This is a genomic window from Nonomuraea sp. NPDC050556 (assembly GCF_044457355.1).
GTDB lineage: Bacteria > Actinomycetota > Actinomycetes > Streptosporangiales > Streptosporangiaceae > Nonomuraea.
This window is the reverse complement of the sequence record NZ_JBITGU010000002.1, coordinates 857,006-877,486: the sequence shown is the minus strand read 5'-3', so window position 1 is coordinate 877,486 and position 20,481 is coordinate 857,006. Positions and strand designations below refer to the sequence as shown.

Sequence of the window (20,481 nt, the reverse complement as noted above, 5' to 3'; positions counted from 1 at the left end):
GGTCATGGTGGAGGGCATGCGCCGACTCTTCCTCCCCATCGTCGCCATCACCCCCCTCCTCCTCACGCCTCCCGCAACGGCGGACACCGCGCAGAAGGTGCCCGTCGCCGAGGGGTACGGCGGCGCCGTCGCCACCGTCGACCTCGACGCGAGCAAGGCGGCGATAGCCGTGCTCCGCCAGGGCGGCAACGCCGTCGACGCGGCCGTCGCGGCCGGTGCGGTGCTGGGCGTCACCGAGCCGTACTCCGCCGGGCTGGCCGGCGGCGGTTTCCTGGTCTACTACAACGCCAGGACCGGCCGCGTCCAGACGATCGACGGCCGCGAGACCGCTCCCCAGGCGATGACGCCGACGTCGCTGCAGGGCATCCCGTTCGAGGAGGCCGTGACCAGCGGCCTGTCCACCGGGATCCCCGGCACGCTCGCCTCGTGGGAGCTGGCCCTGCGCAAGTACGGCACGCTGTCGCTGCGCCAGGCGCTCCGCCCGGCGATCGAGGTCGCCTCCCGCGGCTTCGTCGTCGACCAGTCCTTCTACGACGCGACCGCGGCCAACGCGGCCAGGTTCAAGGACTTCACCTCGACGGCCAAGCTCTACCTGCCGAACGGCGCGCCGCCGCCCGTCGGCTCGATCTTCAAGAACCCGGAACTGGCCGCCACCTACCGCGAGCTGGGCAGGAGGGGCGGCGACTGGCTGTACGGCGGGCAGCTCGGCAAGGAGATCGTCGCCACGGTCAAGCAGCCGCCCGTCACGCCGGGATCGACGCGCAACGTCAGGCCCGGCCTGATGGAGCTGTCCGACCTGACCGCCTACCGCGCCCTGCTGCGCGAGCCGACCCGCGTCGACTACCACGGCCTGCAGGTGTACGGCATGGCCCCGCCGTCCTCCGGCGGCACCACGGTCGGCGAGGCGCTCAACATCCTGCAGACCCAGCCGAAGGTCGGGCTGCACGAGTACCTGGAGGCCTCGGCGCTCGCCTTCGCCGACCGCAACGCCTATCTCGGCGACCCGCCGATCAGGCCGATCAAGGAGCTGCTGTCGACCGGCTTCGCCAAGGAGCGCGGATGCCTGATCGGCGCGACCGCGCTGCCCAAGCCGGTCGCGCCCGGCAACCCCGACGGCTCCTACGAGCCCTGCCCCGCGGCCACCGGCGACGCGATCCCGACGGCGAGCGAGGGGCCGGAGACCACGCACCTGGTCGTCGCCGACCGCTGGGGCAACGTGGTGGCCTACAACCTGACGATCGAGTCCACCGGCGGCAACGGCATCGTCGTTCCCGGGCGCGGCGTGATGCTCAACAACGAGCTGACCGACTTCAGCTTCGGCCCGTCGGCCACGGACCCGAACCTGCCCGGGCCCGGCAAGCGCCCGCGCTCGTCGATGGCGCCGACGATCGTCCTCGACCACGGCCGCCCGGTGCTGGCCGTCGGCACGCCCGGTGGTGCCACGATCATCACGACGGTGCTGCAGATCCTGGTGAACCGCTACGAGTTCGGGATGAACCTGCCGGACGCGCTGGCCGCTCCGCGCGCCTCGGGGCGCAACGGTCTGGTGCAGGCGGAGCCCGGCTTCAGCCAGCGCGCCGAGCTGGCGGCCCGCGGTCACGTGTTCACCGACGTGGTGGAGCTCGGCGCGGCGACCGGGCTGGAGTTCCTCGGCAGGGGCAAGATCCAGGCAGTCGCCGAGCCGACGCGGCGCGGCGGAGGAAGCGCGCTGGTCGTGCACGAAAGGTAGGGATCTACTGGGATTTGTCAGTGCCGTCGGCCCCCTCCTGGATCGACGACTACGCCTTGCTCGGCCGGTTGCCCGGTGACATCCGGGCCGACGTCCACCTCGCCCGCGACGCGGGCGGGGCGGTCGTCGAGACCGACCTCGGCGCCGACGCGCTCACGCTCCCCCGGGTGCCGGCCGCGTCCCTGGCCCAGGCGCTCGCGGTGGGCCGCTGGGCGGGCCGCGGCTGCACCGGCTGACCGTGGCGCCGGCCACCGCCCTGGTGGCGCCGCACCAGGGCGGGCGTCGCGCACGGGGACCTGCACCCGGGTGGACGCCCAGGGGGGACGGGCTGATCGGCGGCTACCTCACCCGGTGTTCCAGGACCGTTGCGACCTGCGCGTGGGACGCCGCGTCCGGGCCGGGGCGGGTGAGTTTCAGTAGATGAGTTCGTAGGCGTCCGGTTTGATCCTGCGGGTGCGGGCCCAGTACTCGAAGGTGAAGCCCGGCCAGATCGTCCTGTTGACGCCGTGCTCGTCGAGGTACCAGGAGTTGCAGCCGCCCTCGTTCCACACCAGCGGGTCCAGCCGCTCCTGGAGGCGCCTGTTGTAGGCGCGCTGCCGGCCCGGCTTGACGTCGATGGCCCTGGCCTGGGTCTTCGACAGCAGGTGCAGGCAGTCCATGACGTAGCGGACCTGCGACTCGATCATGAAGACGACCGAGTTGTGGCCGAGCCCGGTGTTGGGGCCGAGCAGGAAGAACAGGTTGGGGAAGCCCGCCGTCGTGATGCCGTAGTAGGCCTCGATGCCGTCCTGCCAGGCGTCCTGCAGCTTGACCCCGCCCCTGCCGACGATGTGCTGCTCCTGCAGGGCGTCGGTGACCTTGAACCCGGTCGCGTAGACGATCACGTCCACCTCGTGCTCGACCCCGCTGGAGTCGACGACCGAGCGCTCCCTGATCTCGCTGATGCCGTCGGTGACGACCGAGACGTTCTGCCTGGTCAGCGCCGGGTAGTAGTCGCTGGAGATGAGGATGCGCTTGCAGCCGATGGTGTAGTCGGGGGTCAGCTTGGCGCGCAGCGCCGGGTCGGGCACCTGGTTCTCCAGGTGCTTGCGCGCCATCGACTCGTGGACCTTCATCAGCTTGGGGTCGATGGTGAAGCCGAGCGCCCTGGTCTCCAGGACCCAGTAGATGCTGTTGCGCATCGCCCTGGCCATGCCGGGCAGCCTCAGGACCTTCCGCATCCGTGAGGGGATGGCGAAGTCGGGCTTGGGCTGGATCCACGGGGGTGTGCGCTGGAAGAGGGTCAGCTTCTCCACCGAAGGAGCGATCTGGGGGACGAACTGGATGGCCGAGGCGCCGGTGCCGATGACGGCGACGCGCTTGCCGTCCAGGGAAACGTCGTGGTCCCACTCGGCGGAGTGGAAGGACGGGCCCTTGAAGGTCTCCCGCCCCTTGATTTCCGGAAATTTCGGGACGTGGAGGGCGCCTATGCCGGAGACGACCGCCTTCGCGCGCAGTGTCGCGCCGTCCGCGGTCGAGATCTCCCAGTCCCGCTGATGGTCGTCGTACTCCAGGCTCGTCACCTGCTTGCCGAACCGGAAGTGCGGCGCGATGCCGTACTTGTCGACACACGCTCGCATGTACTCCCAGATCTCCTCCTGCGGGGAGAACATCCGCGACCAGTTCGGGTTGAGCTCGAAGGAGAAGGAGTACATGTGCGACGGCACGTCGCAGGCGCAGCCGGGGTAGGTGTTGTCCCGCCAGGTGCCGCCCAGGTCGGCGGCCTTCTCCAGGATGACGAAGTCGTGGTACCCGGCCTGCTTGAGCTTGATCGCCATGCCGATTCCGGCGAATCCGGAGCCGATGATCACAATCACGTGGACCTCCTGTAGGCCTCGAACTCGGCGTGCGCCGGCGAGATGGCGATGTAGTCGAGCGCCTGCTGCAGGTCGCCCTCCTGGCTCGGGTGGAAGCCCGGCTTGGCGTACTGCGGCATGGCCAGCAGCAGGCTGCGCAGCGTGGGCGCCCTGCCCTGGTGGGCGCGCAGGAAGAAGTAGGACCACTTGGGCTTGAGCCTGCCGCGCACGATCGGGTCGTTCTCCAGCAGGAACCCGCCGCCGCGCTTGACCAGGTAGATGATCGCCGGCCCGGCGAGCGCCATCGTCCTGGCCCGGCGGCCGTAGGAGCCGTCGAGGTGCATGAAAAGGTCGAAGGCGACGCTGCGGTGCTCGACCTCCTCGGCGCCGTGCCAGCGCAGGAGGTCCATCATCACCGCGTCGGCGCCCGCCTCGTCGAGCGGGTGCGCGTTGAGTATCCACTGGCCGAGGACGGCCGTGTAGTGCTCGATCGCGGCGATCATGGCCACCCGCTCCATCAGCCAGAACCGCTGGGCGCGCGGCGGGAGCGTGGTGTCGCCGAGCATCTTCTCGAAGATCCACTCGACGTTCTCGACGTAGGGGGTGGGGTCGAGGCCCTGCTCCTTCATGTGCTCCAGCACCCGCTGGTGCGCGACCGCGTGCGTGCCCTCCTGGCCCATGAACCCCTTGACCTGCTCCTTGAGCCCGGGGTCCGTGATGTACGGCAGGGCCTGCTTGAACACGTGCACGAACCAGCGCTCACCTGCGGGGAGCAGCATGTGCAACGCGTTGATCATGTGCGTGGTGAACGGATCGCCGGGCACCCAGTGAAGCGGGGTGTTCTCCCAGGAGAATCGCACCCTGCGCGGTCCGACTACGTGGGTATTGGACACAGTGTCTAATGTAGCTACGGACCCTTCGCCTGGTCCAGAGTGAACCACCTCACACCGACCGGACGGTATGTCCCCACGGTCACAGATACACCATCGGGTGTAGTCCTCCCGCGAACGGTGTAGAGAGAAGTGCAGATCCGTGGAGGACGCGACAGGCGCGCCGATCGCCCTACGGTGACGCCCATGACAAGTTCGCCCGCCGTACTTCGCCACGAGCGGCTCTTCGACCTCGCGCTCGCCGCGGTCACCACGGTGGCCTTCGTCGCCGTGGCCCTCGCCACCGGGGTCAGGTCACCCTGGGACGCGGCCATCCCGCTCGGCCTGGTCCTCGGGGCGCTCCTGCTCGGCAGGCGACGCTGGCCGCTGGCCGTCCTGGGGCTGTCGGTCATCGCGATCCTCGTGTACCACCTGGCCCAGTGGTCGCCTGCCGGGTGGATCTGGCCGCTGTCGGTCGCCTACGTCACCGCGGCCGCAGCGAGCCGGGTGCGATGGGTAGCGGCCATCGGCGCGGCCGTGCTGGTCTACTCGGCCTACGACGCCTGGCCGATCATCGACACCAACGTCGTCAGGTACGTCGTCCACGTGTTCGGCGAAGGGCTCCTGCTCGCGTTGCTGATCGCCGCAGGCCTGGCCGCCCGCGCCGCGCAGAGGTCGCGCCAGAACCTGCGCGAGGCCCACGGCCGCGCGCTCGTCGCCGAGGAGCGGCTGCGGGTGGCGAGGGAGGTGCACGACATCGTCGGGCACGCCATGGCCATCGTCGGCATCCACCTCAACGTCGCGGCCGAGACCCTCCAGGACGAGCCGGAGGAGGCGGCGGCGGCGCTCCGCCTCGCACAGGACGTGCGGAACAAGGCGATGGCCGACCTGTCGCACCTCGTGGAGGTCCTCCGCGACTCACCGGCGAGCGCCGAGCCCCAGCCCGATCTGGCGGCGATGGACCTTCTCCTGGCCGATGTCGGGAACGCCGGGCTCGAGGTCGCGTTCGACACCCGGGGCGAGCCGGGCGCCGTCCCCGCGACCGCGGCGGTCGCGGTCTACCGCATCGTGCAGGAGGCTCTCGCGAACACGCTGAAGCACTCGCGGGCGACCAAGGTGGCGGTGACGATCGTCTACGGGACGGGCGCCGTCAGCGTGACCGTCGTCGACGACGGCCGCACCGGCCCGGAGACCGTGAGCGAGCGCCACGGCGTCAGCGGGATGCGCGAACGGGTCACGGCGCTCGGCGGCACGCTGACCGCCGGGCAGGCCCAGGAAGGCTTCACCGTCAGGGCCGAGATTCCCGTGCCAGACTCCGAGCTGTGACGATCAGGGTTCTCATCGCCGACGACCAGGCGCTCGTGCGCAGCGGGCTGCGCAGCCTGCTCGCCCGCGCGAAGGACGTGTCGGTCGTGGGCGAGGCGGCCGACGGTGAGGAGGCCGTACGGCAGGCGGCGAGCCTGCGCCCCGACGTCGTGCTCATGGACATCCGCATGCCGGGCACCGACGGCATCACCGCGACCCGCCACATCCTCGCCGGTCAGGAGGAGGACGGCTGCCGGGTCGTCATCCTCACCACCTTCGACACCGACGACCACGTCTTCGCCGCGTTGCGCGCGGGGGCCAGCGGGTTCCTCACCAAGGACGTCGACCTCGCCGAGCTGCGGCGGGCGATCGTGGCGGTCGCGGCGGGGGACGCGCTGCTGTCCCCCGGCGTCACCCGGCGGCTCGTCGCGCGGTTCGCCCGGCGTCAGGGGGTGGCTTCCGGCAGCGGGGCGGGGTGGGAGGTGCTGACCGCTCGCGAGCTGGACGTGGTGCGGCTCGTCGCGGAGGGGCTGGCCAACGCCGAGATCGCCGAACGGCTCTCCATCAGCCCGCACACCGCCAAGACGCACATCACCAGGGCGATCGCCAAGCTCGGGGTGCGGGATCGGGTGCAGCTCGTGATCCTCGCCTACGAGAGAGGGCTCGTCCAGCCGAGCTCCTAGCCCGCGTTCCAGCGGTGGACGTGGGGGAGGTCGTCGTCCAGCCAGTAGGCGTCGTCGTCCGTGACCACCAGCAGCTCCTCGAACTTGGCGCCGATCGTGTCGCCGTCGGTGCCCAGGTGGGGCTCCACCGCCCACAACCCGGGCGTCGGGGGGTGGGCGGAGGCCCGGCTGCCCGCCCACAGCGGCGAACGGCCCTCCAGGCGCTCCTTGACCAGTTCCCGGCCGATCGTGCGCAGCGTCCTGACGCCGAAGGAGTCGAAGACGACGAAGCGCGGGCCGCCCACCCTGATCCTCGTGACCTGGTGGCCGATGACGCGGCCCGGGTACACCTGGTGCCTGTTGCGGTTGCCCTGCTGCTCGATCGCCGCGTCGACGGCCTGGTAGATCTCCTGGAAGGTCAGGCGCCGCCGTACCAGGTCGAGGATCCTGCCGCGGAGGACGGACAGGTCGCGGTCGAGGCGGGACCACGTGGGGTTGTCGCCGAGGCAGCCCGCGTAGCCGATGTCGGCGACGTACCCGTCCCTGATGGGCGCGCAGTCCAGCACGTACGGCGCGCCCTCGGTCAGCCGCCGGTTCGTCGGCAGGAACTGCGTCGGGATCCGGAAGTTGCGGAACGCCGTCCGCTCGCCGAACCACGCGAACGGCACGTGGAACCAGTCGTCGACCCCGTGCCGCTCCAACCACCGGCGCAGGGCGGTCGCCGCCATGCGCTCGGTGACACCGGGTTCGAGCCGGGCGGCCACGTGCTCGGCGCCCGCGTAGGCCAGCCGTTGCAGCTCCAGAAACTCGTTATTGGACACGAAGTCCAATGTAATTCCAGGAGTGCCGCCCGGTCCAGCCTCAGCCTCCGCAGGCTTCGAAGCCGTAGGCCTCCTCCCGGACGGCGAACCGGTCGCGCAGGGTGAACCTGCTGGTGGCGAGGTCGAGCTGGAGGACGTGCATGCTGCGCGGCGAGTGCATGACGTCGTCCACGACGTGCACGGTGAGCTGCTTGTTCGCGGTCCAGTCGAGCATCTCGACGTCCTGCATCATGCCCTTGTAGTCGGGCAGCCAGACCCACGTGCGGACGTTGGGCCGGTCGGAGGCCAGGTCCCACAACACCGCGCGGCCCTTGCCCCTGTCCTCGGTGAGCCAGGCGACGGTGACGCCGTCGGCGTTGAGCGCGTAGGGACCGGCGGCCTTGACCTTCGACCTGGCCAGTTCCCTGCCGCCGAGGGTGTGCGAGTAGAGGGTGCCGTCCTTGCTGGTGAGCAACTCGTCGCCGTCGCCGCTGAACCCCTCGAACGCCTGGCCCTTGGGCAGCGTGCTCAGGTGCCTGCCGCTCGCCACGTCGTAGACGCGCACCCGGCCGCGCATCGACGCGGCCAGCCTGGCGCCGTCGAGGGAGAGCATGAGGTCCTGCGGCGAACCCTTGAAGAGCGAGAAGAGGGCGCCGCCGCGGTCGCGGACCACGACCTGGCCGTCGGCGTCGCGGATGTAGGCCACGCGGGTGCCGTCGCCGTTGACGCCGATGGGGGAGAGCCGGTACTTGATCGGCTTGCCGCGCTTGGACAGCGGGTGCACCCGGGCGTCGGGGAAGCGGAGGTTGTTGCCGTTGACCGTCGACAGGACCCAGGGGCCGCAGGGGCCGCCGGACGAGCACCTGCTGGCCGAGACGTAGCGGACGCGGGACCAGAGGACGGACGCCTCGGCCGGGGCGGGGAGGAGGGTGAGGGTGGCGGCTAATACGGTGGCCGCCGTGAGGATCTTTCGCATGATTGCCCCCTTTTTCATCCTTTGATGAGAGGAGGGCGTGCGAAGTTCGGAATACGCGAAAAGCGCCGAAAGCTCGTAGCCCCCGGCGTCGCGATTTATGCGGTTATTTCAGCAGCAGGTAGGCGACAACGCCGACGATGGCGATTCCGAGGACGATCGCGATGATCGGGAGGACGGCAGACCGCTTCTTGGGCGCGATCTCCTGTTCGTTCCGCTGCGCGAACGCGCGGAACTGCTGGGTGTTCCCCGCGGGATCGATGTGCTGGTCAGACATGCCAAGCACTCTAGCGGTCACCCGTGGTGGTTTTGCACCTTTTGTGAGGACTCGTAGATGCAGGCTGGTTATCGGACCGAGGGCCTGCGCGTATAGCTTGGAAGCATGCTCAGGACCCTCCTCGCCCCCCGGCAGCTCGGGCTGCACCTGGTGACGATCGTGGTCCTCATCGCCTTCATCCTGCTCGGTCGCTGGCAGCTCGGCGTCTTCGAGGACTCGGGCAAACCGCACGCGGTCGTCGATCCGGCGCCGGTGAGCGTCACCGGGCTCGCCCAGGTCGGCGCGCAGATCAAGGTCGACGCCGTCAGTCGCCGGGTCTCGGCGCAGGGCGTCTACGACGCGGACAGGCAGTTGCTGGTCGCCGACCGGCCGCCCAGCGCCGACGCCCCGGGCGGCAACGTGGCGCGCGACGCCGGCTACTGGGTGCTCACCCCGCTCAGGCTCGACGACGGCACGCTCGTCCCCGTGGTCCGCGGCTGGACGGCCAAGCCGGACGGCGTCGCCGTACCCCAGGGGAAGGTGTCCGTCGAGGGGCGCCTGCGCCCGGCCGAGGGCACCGACAGCGTGCAGCGGCGCTCGGAAGGGGTTCCGCAGGGGCAGGTGCAGACCGTGTCTACGGCCGAGCTGATCAACCTGTGGCAGGGCCAGAAGGTACGCGACGGCTTCGTCGTGGCGACCGGGGGTACGGAACTCACCCCGGTCAGGGTGGCTCCGCCGATGCAGGGCGGCACGCTGACCTGGCGTAACCTGGCCTACGCGGCCAACTGGTGGATCTTCGCAGGGTTCGCCGTCTTCATGTGGTTCCACTTCGTGCGCGACGCCGTCCGCACCGACAGGGAACACCGCAAGTCCCCCGAGATGGTTCTGGAAGGTTGAAAACAGTGGAGTCCGCCCTCAAGCCGTTCCGGGTGCTGGCCTACATCGTGGGCGTCATGCTGCTCGTGCTCTGCCTCGGCATGGTGCTGAAGTACGTCGTCGGCGTCGAGTGGTGGCCGTCGCTGGTCATCGCGCAGATCCACGGCTTCCTCTACATGATCTACCTCGTCACCGTGCTCAACCTGGGCATGAAGGCGCGCTGGAGCTGGCCGTACATGCTGGGGGTCATGCTCGGCGGCACGGTGCCCTTCCTGTCGTTCTACGTCGAGCGCAGGGTCACCCGGAGGGTGCTCGCACCCGTTTAAGTACCCCCTGCTCATGCGCCGCGCGGTGATCGCGCCTTTGCTGGGCGCATGAGAGTCCTCACGACGGCCGCCGGAGTGCTGGCCGCAATGTCGATCATGCTGGCGTCGGCCCCGGCCGCCGTCGCGGCGCCGCGGGTGGCCTGGGTGAGCGCGACGCCCGAGCACTACAGCGGCGCGTGCCCGGTGACGGTGACGTTCAGCGCGAAGATCAGGGGTTCTGGCAAGGTCACCTACCGGTGGGTCCGTGGCGACGGCTCGACCAGGCCGCTGCGCAGGCTGCGTGTCCGCTCCTCCGCGGTGGTGACCGAGCGGCAGACCTTCACCCGCGGCACCCGTGGCTGGCAGGCGATCAAGGTCAACGGGGTCACCTCGAAGCGGGCCTACTTCTCCGTACGGTGTGACCGCCCGGAACCCCGACCCGTGAGCGTCGACGCCGTCATCGGCAGCGACCGCGAGGGATGGAACGACGAGTGCCCGGCCGCCGGGGTGCCGATCACCTACACCGGCAGGATCGACGTGTCGCGCCCCGGGGTCGCCGTGCGCTGGCGCTGGGTGAGCGACCAGGGCGCCGGTGACGTGCGCACGGCGTACATCCACGGACGGTCCAGGACCTTCACCGACGTCCTGTACGTCAAGAAGAGCGAGGAGGGCTGGCGGCAGATCGAGGTGCTGAGCCCGGCCCACGCCATCAGCCCGAAGGTGACCTACAAGTTCGTCTGCAAGCCGCCCGGACCCAAGGTGACCTCCGTCAAGCTGAACATCCAGCCGACCTTCACCGGTCCCTGCCCGACCGGGCCGCCGCCGTACACCCCCGCGCAGGCGCCCGCGTCGTTCGACGTCAGCGTGAGCGACGGGCCGGTCACGGTGAAGTACACCTTCGTCGGGCCGACCGTCCGCGAGGTGGTGTTCAACGGGACGGGGCCGCAGACCCAGACGGTGCCGCTGGGATCGGTGATCTTCGAGGAGACCAGGACCTACGACTACACCCTGGAGATCGTCAGCCCGGAACCCAGGCGGCAGGCCACCGCCTCAGTGAAGGTGACCTGCACCTGAGCCGTCGAGCGGCATCGGTCAACGGCCGATGCCGCGCCTGCGGTTCCTCTTCAGCCGCTCCCGCTGGGAGGGGTCGAGCATCAGGTAGCCCACGACCGGAGCGGCGATGACGCCCAGGACGATGAGCGTGGTGATCCACCCGAATCCGAAGATGATCAAAGACAGCACGACGGCGGCACCGGCGCCGATGGCGTACTTCTGGACTGGCGACATCGTCAACTCCTCTAGAACGCGGACGTCTCTCATTCTGCGTCTTCGGGTCAACGAGTGGACACCCCGGCTAGGTTCCATCCGAGATATATCGCAACATCTTCAGCGTGTCGACCCCGCCGGGGTCGGCGTCCGTGCTGACCGGGACGAGCGCGATCTCGTCCACCCGGTAGGCGTTGAGCCGCTCCCTGACCTCGTCCACGCCGCCGATCAGCGCGATCTCGTGCAGCAGCGCGTCGGGGATGGCCTGGAGGAGGTCGCGCGGGTGCGGCCTGGTCCTGGCGAAGTCGACGACGTCCTGGAAACCGGCCTCGGCGAACATCTCGCCGTAGCCGGGCGCGGCGAGGTAGCCGACCAGGCCGCGTCTGATGCGTTCCACGGCCTCCTGGTCGGGGTCGACCGCGGCGATCACCCAGACCGCGGTCCTTCCCGCGGCCAGGCGGTTGGCCGAGGCCGGGGTGACGAGGTTGAGCACCATGCGGTCGGCCAGCGCCGCCGTCTTCACGGCCCGGGGGCCGAAGGCGGCGACGGTGATCTCGGAGCGCGGGGCGGGGAGCCGGAGCCGGTAGCCGGATTTCTCACCATCCAGCAGGGGTCTGAGCTGCTCGACCGTCTCGCGGAGCTGGCTGCTCCTGCGCTCCCTGCCATGCCACTCCTCGACGACGACCGGGCTGGACGTGCCGACCGCGACGTTCACCTGCCGCCCGGTGAGGTCGGCGACCGAGGCGACGCCCATCGCGATCATCGCGGGGTCGCGTACGGCTACCGCCAGCGGCCCGACCGTGAGCGGGATGCGTTCGGTGGCCAGGCCGATCGCGGTCGCCAGCGCGAAGGCGTCGTAGGTCGCCATCTCGCCGATCCACAGCTCCGGATAGCCAAGCTCGTCCGCGGCCCGCGCGGTCACCAGCGCCTCGGCGGCCGGCCTGTCCTGCCAGAGCCCGAGGGAGACCGACAGCTTCATACGCGCTCCAGGATGATCGCGGAACCGCTGCCGGCGGCGCCCGACACGGCAGCCACACCGTAGCGGGCCTTCCTGCGTTCCAGCTCGTCCACGCAGGCGGCGATGAGCAGGACGCCGGTGGCGCCGAACGCGTGGCCCATCGCGATCGTGCCGCCGTTGACGTTGAAGCGGTCGTCGCCGACCTTGAGGTCGCGCTGGAACTTCAGGCACAGCGCGGCGAACGCCTCGGCGAACTCGAACACCTCGACGTTGTCAGCGGTCAGCCCCGCACTGGCCAGGGCCTGTTCCACGGCGGTCTGCCCGGCGGTGAGCATCAGGACAGGGTCGGCGGTGGCGGTCGCGGTGGCGACGATCCTGGCGCGCGGTTCTAGCGGGAGGTCCTTGCCGATGAGGGCCACGCCGGCCGCGTCGCACAGGCTGGGGGAGGTGCCTCTGGTGTGCAGGTGGTTCACCTTGTCCATGCCGGTGAGCGCGTCCTGTTCGGGGTTGGCGAAGGCCGGTTCCATGGCGCGGTACGCCTCGATGGTCTGGCCCGGCCGTACGTGCTCGTCGTGGGTGAGGGCGTTCACCGGGAACAGGGACCTGGCGTAGCGGCCCGCCTCCCAGGCGGCGGCCGCCAGGGTCTGGGTGCGCAGGCCGTACTGGTCGAGTTCCTCCCGCGTGAAGCCCTCGACGGTGGCCACCACGTCGGCCGCGGTGCCCATGTGGATCCGCCCGGCCGGGAGGGACCACAGCGGGCCGCGGTCGGAGAACATCGGCACCCGTGACACCGACTCGACTCCGCCCGCCACGACCGAGGACGCCTGGCCGGAGGCGACCAGCGCGTAGGCCGTGCGCACCGCGTCGATGCCGGAGGTGCAGAAGCGGTTGACGGTCATGCCGGGGGCGTCGAAGCCGCTGACGAGGGCGGCGGTGCGGGCCAGGTTCGCGCCCTGGTCGTCGTTCTGGGAGGCGCATCCGACGATGACGTCGTCCGCCCTGTCGACGGGAAGCCCTTGGAGGAGCTTCGCCAGCATGTCGAGCGGGGAGACGTCGTGCAGGCCGCCGCCTGGACGGGCCTTGCCGCGCGGGGTGCGGAGGGTCTCGTAGACGTAGACGGTCATCGCAGCTGGTCCGCCCTGACCCAGGTGGCGTGGAAGCCGAGCGGGACCCGCACGGGGAGCAGCACCCGGGCCACCGGGCCCTCCGAGATGCGGGAGGCGTCGAGGATCTGCACCTCGGAGGTGCCCTCGCGCTCGTCGGTCACGAAGCTCACCAGGTAGCCGTCGTCCTCGGCGGTCGCGCCGTCGCGGGGGGCGAAGGGGGCCTCGCTGCCGTAGCGGTGCTCGCCGAAGTAGTGGGTCTCCTTGGCGCCGGTGACGTTGTCGTAGCGGACCAGGCCGTCGAAGAGGTTGGTCGCCGCGTCCTTGACCGACACGTTGTAGGCGTATCGGCTGAGATATCCGGCGCGGCGCGCGTCGATCGAGGGGAACTCGGTGTTGTGGTCCTCGTCGACGTACGCCTCCTGCGTGGCGCCGGTGACCAGGTTGAACCGGTACCTGTACATCCGGGCGTCGAGCTTGAGGTAGGAGATCATCCGCGACAGCGGGCTGCCGCTCCCGGCGGGCGCGGGGCGCGAGACCCGGCAGACGTCCATGACGATCTCCTCGCCCTCCTCCCACGAGTTGACGACGTGGTAGATGTAGCAGGGCTTGGCCTCGAACCAGCGGATCTGGGTGCCTCTGCGGGGGATGACGCCGAACCGGGACGGCAGGTCCCTGTTGAAGGTGAGCTTGTAGCGCCCCTCGCGGGCCGCGTCCAGGTCCTGATAGAGCGGCAGATCCATGAGGATCGCGTAGTTCTCCGTGATCCCCATGTCGTGCGGCAGCCGCGCCCCGGGCAGGTCCAGCTCCACGCAGTGCTCGACCTTTCCTGAAGCGCCGACCACGCCATAGCGGAGGTACGGCTTGCGCGGCCCGTAGTCGAACCAGAACAGCTCCCCGGTGCGCTCGTCCACCTTGGGGTGCGCCATGAAGTCGCCGGTCAGCGTGTCCAGGAACGTCTGCACGCCCAGCGTCTCCAGCGACAGGGGATCGACGCTGTACGGCGCGCCGCACAGGTACCAGGTCGCCAGCACCTGGCCCCGATGGAAGATCACGTCGGTGTTCGCCGAGTCCTTGAGCCCGAGCCCGCGCGTGTTGCCGAACGGGTTGCCCTTCGGGCTCTCCATCACGCCGGTCCACAGCGACTTCTGCTCGGCGGTCTCCGCCTCGAACGCCTTGGTCCGCACGTACCGGTTGCGGTAGCGCGCCCGGCCGTTCTCGAAGTGCATGGCGTGCACCATGCCGTCGCCGTCGAACCAGTGGTAGCGGCCCTTCATCGGGAACCGCGCGTTGGGGCCGTTGCGCAGGTAGACGCCGTTGAGGTCGCGCGGGATCTCGCCGATCACCTGGAGATTCTCAGCCGTGATCTCGTCCTGGACGGGGGCGTAGACGCCCAGCAGGTACGGGTTCTGCTCGCCGGACTCATCCATCATGCCCCGACGCTACGATAAAAGAAGTCAGCCGGTCAATGCCCTAGAGTTGGCGGGTGAACACGGAGCTCAGCGCGATCGGGCAGGCGCTCGCCATCCTGGGGGACCGGTGGGTGCTGCTCATCCTGCAGCGCGCCTTCCTCCGCCGGGTGCGCACCTTCGCCGGATGGCGCGACGAGCTGGGCATCTCCGAGTCCGTGCTGTCCACCAGGCTCAAGGAGCTGGTCAGGCACGACATCTTCACCCTCGCCGCCTACCGCGACGGGCGCACGCGCTACGAGTACCGCCTCACCCAGCGCGGGCTCGACCTGTGGTCGTTCCTCGTGGCGATCCAGTCGTGGGAGCGCGACTGGGCGGATCGCGCGAGCCTGCCGCCGCTCGTGCACGACACCTGCGGGAACGAGGCCAGGCCGTACCTCGCCTGCGGCTCCTGCCGCGAGCCCATGAGCGCCCGCGACACCCACACCGAGCAGGGGCCGCTCGCCGACTTCAGCCGCATCGGCCTGCCGCGCCAGCACCGGCGCACCGTCAGGGCCGACGCCCGCGACGACCTCATCGCCTACTGCCCCGACTCCATGGAGATCCTCGGCGACCGCTGGAGCACCACGCTGCTCGCCGCCGCGTTCCTCGGCACGCGGCGGTTCGTCGACTTCCAGGCGCGGCTCGGCATCGCGCCCTCGGTGCTGACCGACCGGCTCAGGCGCTTCGTCGAGCTCGGGGTGTTCAGCTTCACCGGCGACGGGTCCTACCGGCTCACCGACAAGGGGCTGGCGTTCTTCGAGGTCTTCGCGTTCCTCGTCGACTGGGCGCAGCGGGAGCTGCCCGCGCCCGACGGGTCGGCGCTCACCATCACCCACAAGCCGTGCGGGGCCGCCCTCGACCCGGTCCTTCTGTGTACGGCGTGCGGCCGGCCCCTACGGCGTACCGACATCCACTACAGGCTTTCCTGAAGGATTCCGTAAGTGGCCTGAGGCAGTGTTGGGGCATGGGAAAAATCATCAACTCCACCTACGTCTCCCTCGACGGTGTGCAGGCCGAGCCGCAGGAATGGTCGCTGGCCTACTTCAACGACGAGGCGGGGGCGTTCGCCAGCGAGATGCTCTACGGGGCCGACGCGATGCTCATGGGGCGCAGGACGTACGAGGGGTTCGCCAAGTCGTGGACACCTCGGACCGGGGACTTCGCGGACCGGTTCAACTCCATGCCCAAGTACGTCGCCTCGACCACGCTCTCCACGCTCATGTGGAACAACTCCCAGCTCATCGAGGGCGATCTGGTCAGTGAGGTGGCCAGGATCAAGGAGCGGGAGAACCTGATCATGTACGGGTACGGGCCGGTGGGGCGGGCGCTGCTGGAGGCGGGGGTCCTGGACGAGCTGCGGGTGTGGATCCATCCGGAGATCGTGGGGCGGCACGGGGCGGACGGGCTGCTGTTCCACTCGGGGAGCGCGGTCAAGCTGGACCTCGCCGACGTCAGGACCTTCGCCACCGGCGTCATCGTCGCCACCTATGTCCCGAAACACCCCTCCGCTTGAGAGCACCCGGAAGGACCGGGAGAGGAGACCCTCCCATCAATGCCCTTCTCTCCTTTTGAGGGGAGCTCATCACCCCCTCCCGTCCTCTTCTCGTGTTGCGCTCTGAGCGCCAATAAAAGACCTCTCTCGTCTCCTCGGAGAGGTCTTTGTTTTCCCATCGTCTAGCTGATGACGGCCTTGAGCTGGTGGCGGAGGGATGCGACGGAGGGGCGCTGGGACGGGTCGCCCGCCAGCAGGGCGAACAGGACAGGGGCCAGCGCTCCCGCCCTCGTCAGCGGGGCGCCGGGGGAGGGCGGGGTGCCCTCGACCGCCGTGTACAAGGTCGCACCGAGCGACCACAGGTCGGCCGCCGGTCCCGTGCCGCCCTCGGGGGCGGTGTAGGCGGAGATGCCGCTCGGCATCAGGGGGACGTCCAGGGTCGCGCCGCCGCCGTCGCCCACCAGGATCGTGCCTGGGCGGATGTCGGCGTGGTACTCGCCGCGCTCGTGGACGGCTGTGAGCTGGTCGAGTACGGCGAGGCCGATCGCGGCCACGCGCTCGGGGGGGAGGGGGCCGGTGGTGCTGATCATCTGGTCGAGGGTTCTTACGGGGGCGTCGGCGTCCCGCTTGCGGCGCAACGCCCTGCGCAGGCCCGCGCCCGCACTGACCAGCATCGGCGCCCGCTGGCCCGCGGGCTCGGGTGTGGGGTAGGGGTCCGGCGTCGCGTAGGGGTCAGGGGTGGGGTAGGGCTCGGGGGTCGGGTAGGCGCCGGGCGTGAAGTACGGCTCAGGGGTCGGGTACGGCTCGGGCGTCTGGTGCTGCTCAGCCACCACAGGAGCAGGCAGAGGCGCCTCCTCCACCGGCGGCGCCACGACGGGCGGTTCTGGGGGCATCGGCGTGGGCGTGCTCGCAGGCGGTGCTGTGGGCTCCGATTCTTCCGTCGGCGCGGAGGCGACCGGCGGGGTCGCGGGTATCGAGGGCGGCACGCTCACGGGCGTGGCCGTGGGTGTTTCTGCGGGCGTTGGGGTGGGTGGCGTGAGGGTGGGTGGGATGGCGGGCGTCGGGGTGGGTGGCGCGGTGGGGGGTGGGGCGGCGTGGCGGCCTGGGCGGCGGCGGTTGCTGGCGATGTCGTCCAGCATCTGCGCCACCACCTCCACCTCCGGCGGCCCGTACGGCTGCAGCAGGTCCCTGATCAGCGCGCGCAACGGGTCGTCGCCCCCGGCGGGGGAGTCGCCCGGCGGCCGTCCCTCCAAGGCGAAATGCAGCGTCGCGGCCAGAGACCACAGGTCGGACGACGCAGGCAAAGACGGCCGAGGCCCGCACAGGCCGGTCAGCACCGCCCGCCCCGAGGTCGTCAGCATGACGTTCCCCGGATTCACCCGCCCATGGACGAACCCCGCCACATGCCCAGCCGTCAAAGCTCCCAGAAGGTGCGCCCCGATCCGCGCCGCCTGCGGCACGGGCAGCGGATGCCGCGCATGCACCGACCGCTCCAGCGAGGCCCCGGACACGAACTCCATGACGAGCCACGTCCGCCCCTCCTCGACCAGCACCTCGTGCACGGTCACCAGCGAAGGGTGCCTGACCAGCGCGGCAGCGCGAAGGTCAGCGGGCGAGGCAGGGTAACGCAGCTCCTTGACCGCGACGTCCCGGTGGAGCGACTCGTCGAAGGCAAGCCGAACCGAGCCCTCCCCCAGGGCGTTCAACAGCCGATAGCGCCCCGCCAGCCTCATGGTCCTTTTCCTCCGAACAGCACGATATCCGCATGGGCCAGGGCATAGCCATTGACGGCTGGCTTCTGTTTTCGTAGTGTCCGACCATGTCGCTGCACTCGCCCGAGCGGATCGCCACCTACCTGGCCAACGGCTGGTGGACGCGGGACACGATCGACGCCCTCCTCCAGACGCAGGTCCAGGCCAGGCCAGGCGCCCCAGCCATCGTGGACCCGCTCAACAAGGCCGATCTCCTCCCGACGCCGCACAAGCGGCTCACCTGGGCCGAGCTCGACGCCGAGGTCTCCCGCGTGGCGAACGTGCTGCACGCCGAGGGGATCACCCCGGCCGACGTGGTGGCCGTCCAGCTCCCCAACAGCGTGGAGCTGGCCGTCACGTTCCTGGCCGTCGTACGGCTGGGCGCCACCGTCATGCCGTTCCCCGTGCAATATCGCGAGTACGAGCTCGCCCAGCTCCTCCCGCTGGCGCAGGCCGGGCTCTTCGTCGCGGCCAAGGGCAACGACCGCGCCCCGCAGGGCACCAGGGTGCTGCAGTGGGGCGGCGACCTCGACACGGCGACCGCCGACCCGGCTCCGCCGTACCAGGCAGACCCGGGGGACCGGGTGACGATCTGCTGGACCTCCGGCACGGAGGCGACGCCCAAGGGCGTGCCCAGGTGTCACTACGACTGGCTCGCGGTGGAGGCCAACTGTACGGCCGCGCCCGCGCTCACCGGCGACGACGTGATCCTCAACCCGTTCCCCATGGTCAACATGGCCGGGATCGGCGGCGTCTTCCTGCCCTGGCTGCGCACCGGCGCAGTGCTCGTCCAGCACCATCCCTTCGATCTACCCAGCTATCTGCGCCAGATCGCGGAAGAGGGCGTCACATACACGCTCGCCCCGCCCGCCCTGCTCACGATGCTGCTCACCCAGGAACTCGACCTCGGCAGGCTCACCCGCATCGGTTCCGGCTCCGCGCCGCTGCCGCCGTCGATGGTGAAGGGCTGGCAGGAGCGGCACGGCATCGCGATCATCAACTTCTTCGGCTCCAACGAGGGCATCGCGCTGCTGTCCGGCCCCGAGCAGATGCCGGACCCCGAGGACCGCGCCCGCTTCTTCCCCCGGCCGGACGTGCCCAGGGTCAAGCTCGTCGACCCGGAGGGCAAGGAGATCACCGAGGAGGGTGTGCCCGGCGAGCTCAGGCTGCTCGGGCCGACCGTCTTCGCCGGATACCTGGCGGGCACGGCGGCGGCCGACCCGTTCGACGAGGACGGCTACCTGAAGACCGGCGACGTGTTCCAGTACGTCGGAGAGCACCTGCAGTACGTCGACCGGGCCAAGGACCTGATCATCCGCGGCGGCATGAACATCGCCCCAGCCGAGCTGGAGGCGCTGATCCAGGCGCACCCCGCGGTCGCCGAGGTGGCGGTCGTCGGCTACCCGGACGAGGTGCTCGGCGAGCGGGTGTGCGCGGTGGTGGCGGGCGAGGTGACGCTGGAGGAGCTGGTCGAGTTCCTGCGCGGCAAGGGCATCGCCTCCTACAAGCTGCCGGAACGCCTGCGGCAGGTCGAGGCGCTCCCGCGCAACCCCCTGGGCAAGATCCTCAAGCGCACGCTGAAGGAGGGGCTGTGAGCGAGCGAAGCGAGGGAACCAGGAAACACAGCCCTCTGGATTCTGGTGTGCCCGCCGAAGGTGGGCACACCAGAATCCATGTCCTCGGCGGGTACCAGACGGACTTCGCGCTGAAGGCGGCCGGGCTCTACGAGCTGCTGGAGGAGGCGTCGAGGGGCGCTCTGGAGGCGACGGCCGTACGGCCGGAGGAGATCCAGGTCGCGCACGTCGGGAACCTGGCCGGGGAGCTGTTCGCCGGGCAGGCGCAGCTCGGCGGGATGGTCGCGTCGATCGACCCGGCGTGGTCGATGTTGCCGACCTCCAGGCACGAGGCCGCCTGCGCCTCCGGGTCGATGGCGCTGCTCGCGGCCATGGCCGACCTGGAGGCGGGGCGCTACGACGTGGCGCTCGTCGTCGGGGTCGAGCTGATGCGCAACGTCGGCGCCAAGGAGGCAGCGGCCCACCTGGGCAGCGCCGCGTGGGCGGGCAGGGAGGCGCTGGGCGCCAACTACCCGTGGCCGTCGCTGTTCGCCGAGATCGCCGACGCGATCGACGAGCGGTACGGGCTCAGCCACGAGCACCTGGCCCGCATCGCGGAGATCAACCACGGCAACGCGCTCAGGAACCCGCTGGCCCAGGCGCGCGAGTGGAGCTTCCCCGACGGCTGCTTCGGCGAGGACGACGCGCTCAACCCGATCGTGGAGGGACGGCTGCGCAAGTACGACTGCGGCCGCATCACCGACGGCGCGGCGGCCGTCGTGCTGGCCTCCTCGCGGGTCGCGTCGAGGGGTCCGGTGATCTCCGGCTGGGGCCACAGGACCGCGCCGATGCTGCTCGCCGACAAGCTGGCCGTACGCGGTGAGTACCTGTTCCCGCACCTGCGCCAGGCCGCCCTCGACGCCTACGGCCGCGCCGGGATCGCGGTGGACGACCTCGACGTGATCGAGACGCACGACTGCTTCACCGTCACCGAGTACGCGGCGCTCGACCACCTCGGGCTCACCCCGCCGGGCCAGGCGTGGCGGGCGATCGAGGACGGGGTGATCGACTTCGGCGGCAGCCTGCCGGTGAACCCGTCAGGCGGCCTCATCGGCCTGGGCCACCCCGTCGGTGCGACCGGCGTGCGCATGCTGCACGACGCGGCCAGGCAGGTCTCGGGTACGGCAGGCGAGACGCAGGTCGAGGGCGCGCGCACCGCGCTGACCCTGAACATCGGCGGCAGTTGCACCACCGTTGCCGCTTTCGTGGTGACGGGTTAGGGTCTGATCTCAGCCGA

General features: G+C 70.3%; 21 protein-coding genes. 11 read left to right on the top strand and 10 right to left on the bottom strand.

The genetic code is table 11. The features are described 5' to 3' along the window. The first annotated feature begins 16 nt into the window (after positions 1–16). Together ACIBG8_RS22175 and ACIBG8_RS22170 are read left to right on the top strand one after the other, a co-directional pair. Positions 17–1,729: a gamma-glutamyltransferase family protein gene (locus ACIBG8_RS22175; RefSeq protein WP_397344763.1), complete on the top strand. Its 1,713-nt coding sequence runs from the start codon at positions 17–19 to the stop codon at positions 1,727–1,729. 20 nt (positions 1,730–1,749) lie between these two features. Further along, positions 1,750–1,965 (top strand): hypothetical protein, encoded by a 216-nt coding sequence (locus ACIBG8_RS22170; RefSeq protein WP_397344762.1) that lies wholly within the window; start codon positions 1,750–1,752, stop codon positions 1,963–1,965. A gap of 177 nt (positions 1,966–2,142) precedes the next feature. Here ACIBG8_RS22170 and ACIBG8_RS22165 read toward each other — a convergent pair whose 3' ends face one another. Further along, the gene (locus ACIBG8_RS22165) at positions 2,143–3,546 is read right to left on the bottom strand and encodes a flavin-containing monooxygenase (protein ID WP_397346159.1); all 1,404 of its coding nucleotides are present in this window, start codon (positions 3,544–3,546) and stop codon (positions 2,143–2,145) included. Positions 3,547–3,581: 35 nt separating this feature from the next. Further along, entirely contained in the window at positions 3,582–4,457 is an 876-nt protein-coding gene (locus tag ACIBG8_RS22160; protein WP_397344761.1) for a metal-dependent hydrolase, read from the bottom strand. A 183-nt stretch (positions 4,458–4,640) separates the two neighbouring features. Here ACIBG8_RS22160 and ACIBG8_RS22155 point away from each other — a divergent pair, with 183 nt between their 5' ends. Together ACIBG8_RS22155 and ACIBG8_RS22150 are read left to right on the top strand one after the other, a co-directional pair. Further along, positions 4,641–5,759 (top strand): sensor histidine kinase, encoded by a 1,119-nt coding sequence (locus ACIBG8_RS22155; protein WP_397344760.1) that lies wholly within the window; start codon positions 4,641–4,643, stop codon positions 5,757–5,759. Next, on the top strand, positions 5,756–6,421 hold the full coding sequence (locus tag ACIBG8_RS22150) for a response regulator (protein ID WP_397344759.1): 666 nt from the start codon (positions 5,756–5,758) through the stop codon (positions 6,419–6,421). Before ACIBG8_RS22155 ends, ACIBG8_RS22150 begins: the two co-directional genes overlap by 4 nt. On the opposite strand, the gene ACIBG8_RS22145 is transcribed toward ACIBG8_RS22150, so the two are convergent. From ACIBG8_RS22145 to ACIBG8_RS22135, 3 genes are all read right to left on the bottom strand, one after another. Further along, a complete protein-coding gene (locus tag ACIBG8_RS22145) occupies positions 6,418–7,221 on the bottom strand; it encodes a M24 family metallopeptidase (protein ID WP_397344758.1) in 804 nt (267 codons plus the stop codon). The genes ACIBG8_RS22150 and ACIBG8_RS22145 overlap by 4 nt on opposite strands. A gap of 40 nt (positions 7,222–7,261) precedes the next feature. Next, complete coding sequence (locus ACIBG8_RS22140; RefSeq protein WP_397344757.1) at positions 7,262–8,176, bottom strand: hypothetical protein; 915 nt, start codon at positions 8,174–8,176, stop codon at positions 7,262–7,264. A gap of 103 nt (positions 8,177–8,279) precedes the next feature. Continuing rightward, the gene (locus ACIBG8_RS22135; protein ID WP_397344756.1) at positions 8,280–8,450 is read right to left on the bottom strand and encodes a hypothetical protein; all 171 of its coding nucleotides are present in this window, start codon (positions 8,448–8,450) and stop codon (positions 8,280–8,282) included. A gap of 105 nt (positions 8,451–8,555) precedes the next feature. On the opposite strand from ACIBG8_RS22135, the gene ACIBG8_RS22130 reads away from it, so the two are divergent. From ACIBG8_RS22130 to ACIBG8_RS22120, 3 genes are read left to right on the top strand one after another with little or no spacing between them, the layout of a single operon-like run. Next, positions 8,556–9,326: an SURF1 family protein gene (locus tag ACIBG8_RS22130; protein ID WP_397344755.1), complete on the top strand. Its 771-nt coding sequence runs from the start codon at positions 8,556–8,558 to the stop codon at positions 9,324–9,326. 5 nt (positions 9,327–9,331) lie between these two features. After that, positions 9,332–9,631, top strand: coding sequence for a DUF3817 domain-containing protein (locus ACIBG8_RS22125; RefSeq protein ID WP_397344754.1), 300 nt, complete (start codon positions 9,332–9,334; stop codon positions 9,629–9,631). 48 nt (positions 9,632–9,679) lie between these two features. Further along, a complete protein-coding gene (locus tag ACIBG8_RS22120) occupies positions 9,680–10,684 on the top strand; it encodes a hypothetical protein (protein WP_397344753.1) in 1,005 nt (334 codons plus the stop codon). Positions 10,685–10,702: 18 nt separating this feature from the next. On the opposite strand, the gene ACIBG8_RS22115 is transcribed toward ACIBG8_RS22120, so the two are convergent. From ACIBG8_RS22115 to ACIBG8_RS22100, 4 genes are all read right to left on the bottom strand, one after another. Next, on the bottom strand, positions 10,703–10,897 hold the full coding sequence (locus ACIBG8_RS22115) for a hypothetical protein (RefSeq protein ID WP_397344752.1): 195 nt from the start codon (positions 10,895–10,897) through the stop codon (positions 10,703–10,705). 67 nt (positions 10,898–10,964) lie between these two features. Next, positions 10,965–11,855: an LLM class F420-dependent oxidoreductase gene (locus tag ACIBG8_RS22110; protein WP_397344751.1), complete on the bottom strand. Its 891-nt coding sequence runs from the start codon at positions 11,853–11,855 to the stop codon at positions 10,965–10,967. After that, positions 11,852–12,958, bottom strand: coding sequence for an acetyl-CoA C-acyltransferase (locus tag ACIBG8_RS22105; protein WP_397344750.1), 1,107 nt, complete (start codon positions 12,956–12,958; stop codon positions 11,852–11,854). The genes ACIBG8_RS22110 and ACIBG8_RS22105 overlap by 4 nt, the downstream gene beginning before the upstream one ends. Further along, entirely contained in the window at positions 12,955–14,370 is a 1,416-nt protein-coding gene (locus ACIBG8_RS22100) for a carotenoid oxygenase family protein (protein WP_397344749.1), read from the bottom strand. The genes ACIBG8_RS22105 and ACIBG8_RS22100 overlap by 4 nt, the downstream gene beginning before the upstream one ends. A 53-nt stretch (positions 14,371–14,423) precedes the next feature. On the opposite strand from ACIBG8_RS22100, the gene ACIBG8_RS22095 reads away from it, so the two are divergent. Then, positions 14,424–15,317, top strand: coding sequence for a winged helix-turn-helix transcriptional regulator (locus ACIBG8_RS22095; protein WP_397344747.1), 894 nt, complete (start codon positions 14,424–14,426; stop codon positions 15,315–15,317). Between the two features lie 35 nt (positions 15,318–15,352). Then, positions 15,353–15,901, top strand: a complete 549-nt coding sequence (locus tag ACIBG8_RS22090; protein WP_397344746.1) for a dihydrofolate reductase family protein — start codon at positions 15,353–15,355, stop codon at positions 15,899–15,901. Positions 15,902–16,062: 161 nt separating this feature from the next. Here ACIBG8_RS22090 and ACIBG8_RS22085 read toward each other — a convergent pair whose 3' ends face one another. Next, positions 16,063–17,613, bottom strand: a complete 1,551-nt coding sequence (locus tag ACIBG8_RS22085) for a hypothetical protein (protein ID WP_397344745.1) — start codon at positions 17,611–17,613, stop codon at positions 16,063–16,065. Positions 17,614–17,699: 86 nt separating this feature from the next. Between ACIBG8_RS22085 and ACIBG8_RS22080 the strand changes: the two genes are divergently transcribed. Both ACIBG8_RS22080 and ACIBG8_RS22075 read left to right on the top strand, forming a co-directional pair. Then, a complete protein-coding gene (locus ACIBG8_RS22080) occupies positions 17,700–19,226 on the top strand; it encodes a class I adenylate-forming enzyme family protein (RefSeq protein ID WP_397344744.1) in 1,527 nt (508 codons plus the stop codon). Beyond that, positions 19,223–20,464 (top strand): acetyl-CoA acetyltransferase, encoded by a 1,242-nt coding sequence (locus tag ACIBG8_RS22075; protein ID WP_397344743.1) that lies wholly within the window; start codon positions 19,223–19,225, stop codon positions 20,462–20,464. Before ACIBG8_RS22080 ends, ACIBG8_RS22075 begins: the two co-directional genes overlap by 4 nt. Positions 20,465–20,481 lie beyond the last annotated feature (17 nt).

What these genes read in the sequence shown, in the direction of transcription:
- ACIBG8_RS22175 (WP_397344763.1), top strand. Translation starts at nt 17, where the DNA reads ATGCGCCGACTCTTCCTCCCCATCGTCGCCATCACCCCCCTCCTCCTC.
- ACIBG8_RS22165 (WP_397346159.1), bottom strand. Translation starts at nt 3,546, where the DNA reads ATGGCGATCAAGCTCAAGCAGGCCGGGTACCACGACTTCGTCATCCTG.
- ACIBG8_RS22155 (WP_397344760.1), top strand. Translation starts at nt 4,641, where the DNA reads ATGACAAGTTCGCCCGCCGTACTTCGCCACGAGCGGCTCTTCGACCTC.
- ACIBG8_RS22140 (WP_397344757.1), bottom strand. Translation starts at nt 8,176, where the DNA reads ATGCGAAAGATCCTCACGGCGGCCACCGTATTAGCCGCCACCCTCACC.
- ACIBG8_RS22135 (WP_397344756.1), bottom strand. Translation starts at nt 8,450, where the DNA reads ATGTCTGACCAGCACATCGATCCCGCGGGGAACACCCAGCAGTTCCGC.
- ACIBG8_RS22130 (WP_397344755.1), top strand. Translation starts at nt 8,556, where the DNA reads ATGCTCAGGACCCTCCTCGCCCCCCGGCAGCTCGGGCTGCACCTGGTG.
- ACIBG8_RS22120 (WP_397344753.1), top strand. Translation starts at nt 9,680, where the DNA reads ATGAGAGTCCTCACGACGGCCGCCGGAGTGCTGGCCGCAATGTCGATC.
- ACIBG8_RS22115 (WP_397344752.1), bottom strand. Translation starts at nt 10,897, where the DNA reads ATGTCGCCAGTCCAGAAGTACGCCATCGGCGCCGGTGCCGCCGTCGTG.
- ACIBG8_RS22110 (WP_397344751.1), bottom strand. Translation starts at nt 11,855, where the DNA reads ATGAAGCTGTCGGTCTCCCTCGGGCTCTGGCAGGACAGGCCGGCCGCC.
- ACIBG8_RS22105 (WP_397344750.1), bottom strand. Translation starts at nt 12,958, where the DNA reads ATGACCGTCTACGTCTACGAGACCCTCCGCACCCCGCGCGGCAAGGCC.
- ACIBG8_RS22100 (WP_397344749.1), bottom strand. Translation starts at nt 14,370, where the DNA reads ATGATGGATGAGTCCGGCGAGCAGAACCCGTACCTGCTGGGCGTCTAC.
- ACIBG8_RS22090 (WP_397344746.1), top strand. Translation starts at nt 15,353, where the DNA reads ATGGGAAAAATCATCAACTCCACCTACGTCTCCCTCGACGGTGTGCAG.
- ACIBG8_RS22085 (WP_397344745.1), bottom strand. Translation starts at nt 17,613, where the DNA reads ATGAGGCTGGCGGGGCGCTATCGGCTGTTGAACGCCCTGGGGGAGGGC.
- ACIBG8_RS22080 (WP_397344744.1), top strand. Translation starts at nt 17,700, where the DNA reads ATGTCGCTGCACTCGCCCGAGCGGATCGCCACCTACCTGGCCAACGGC.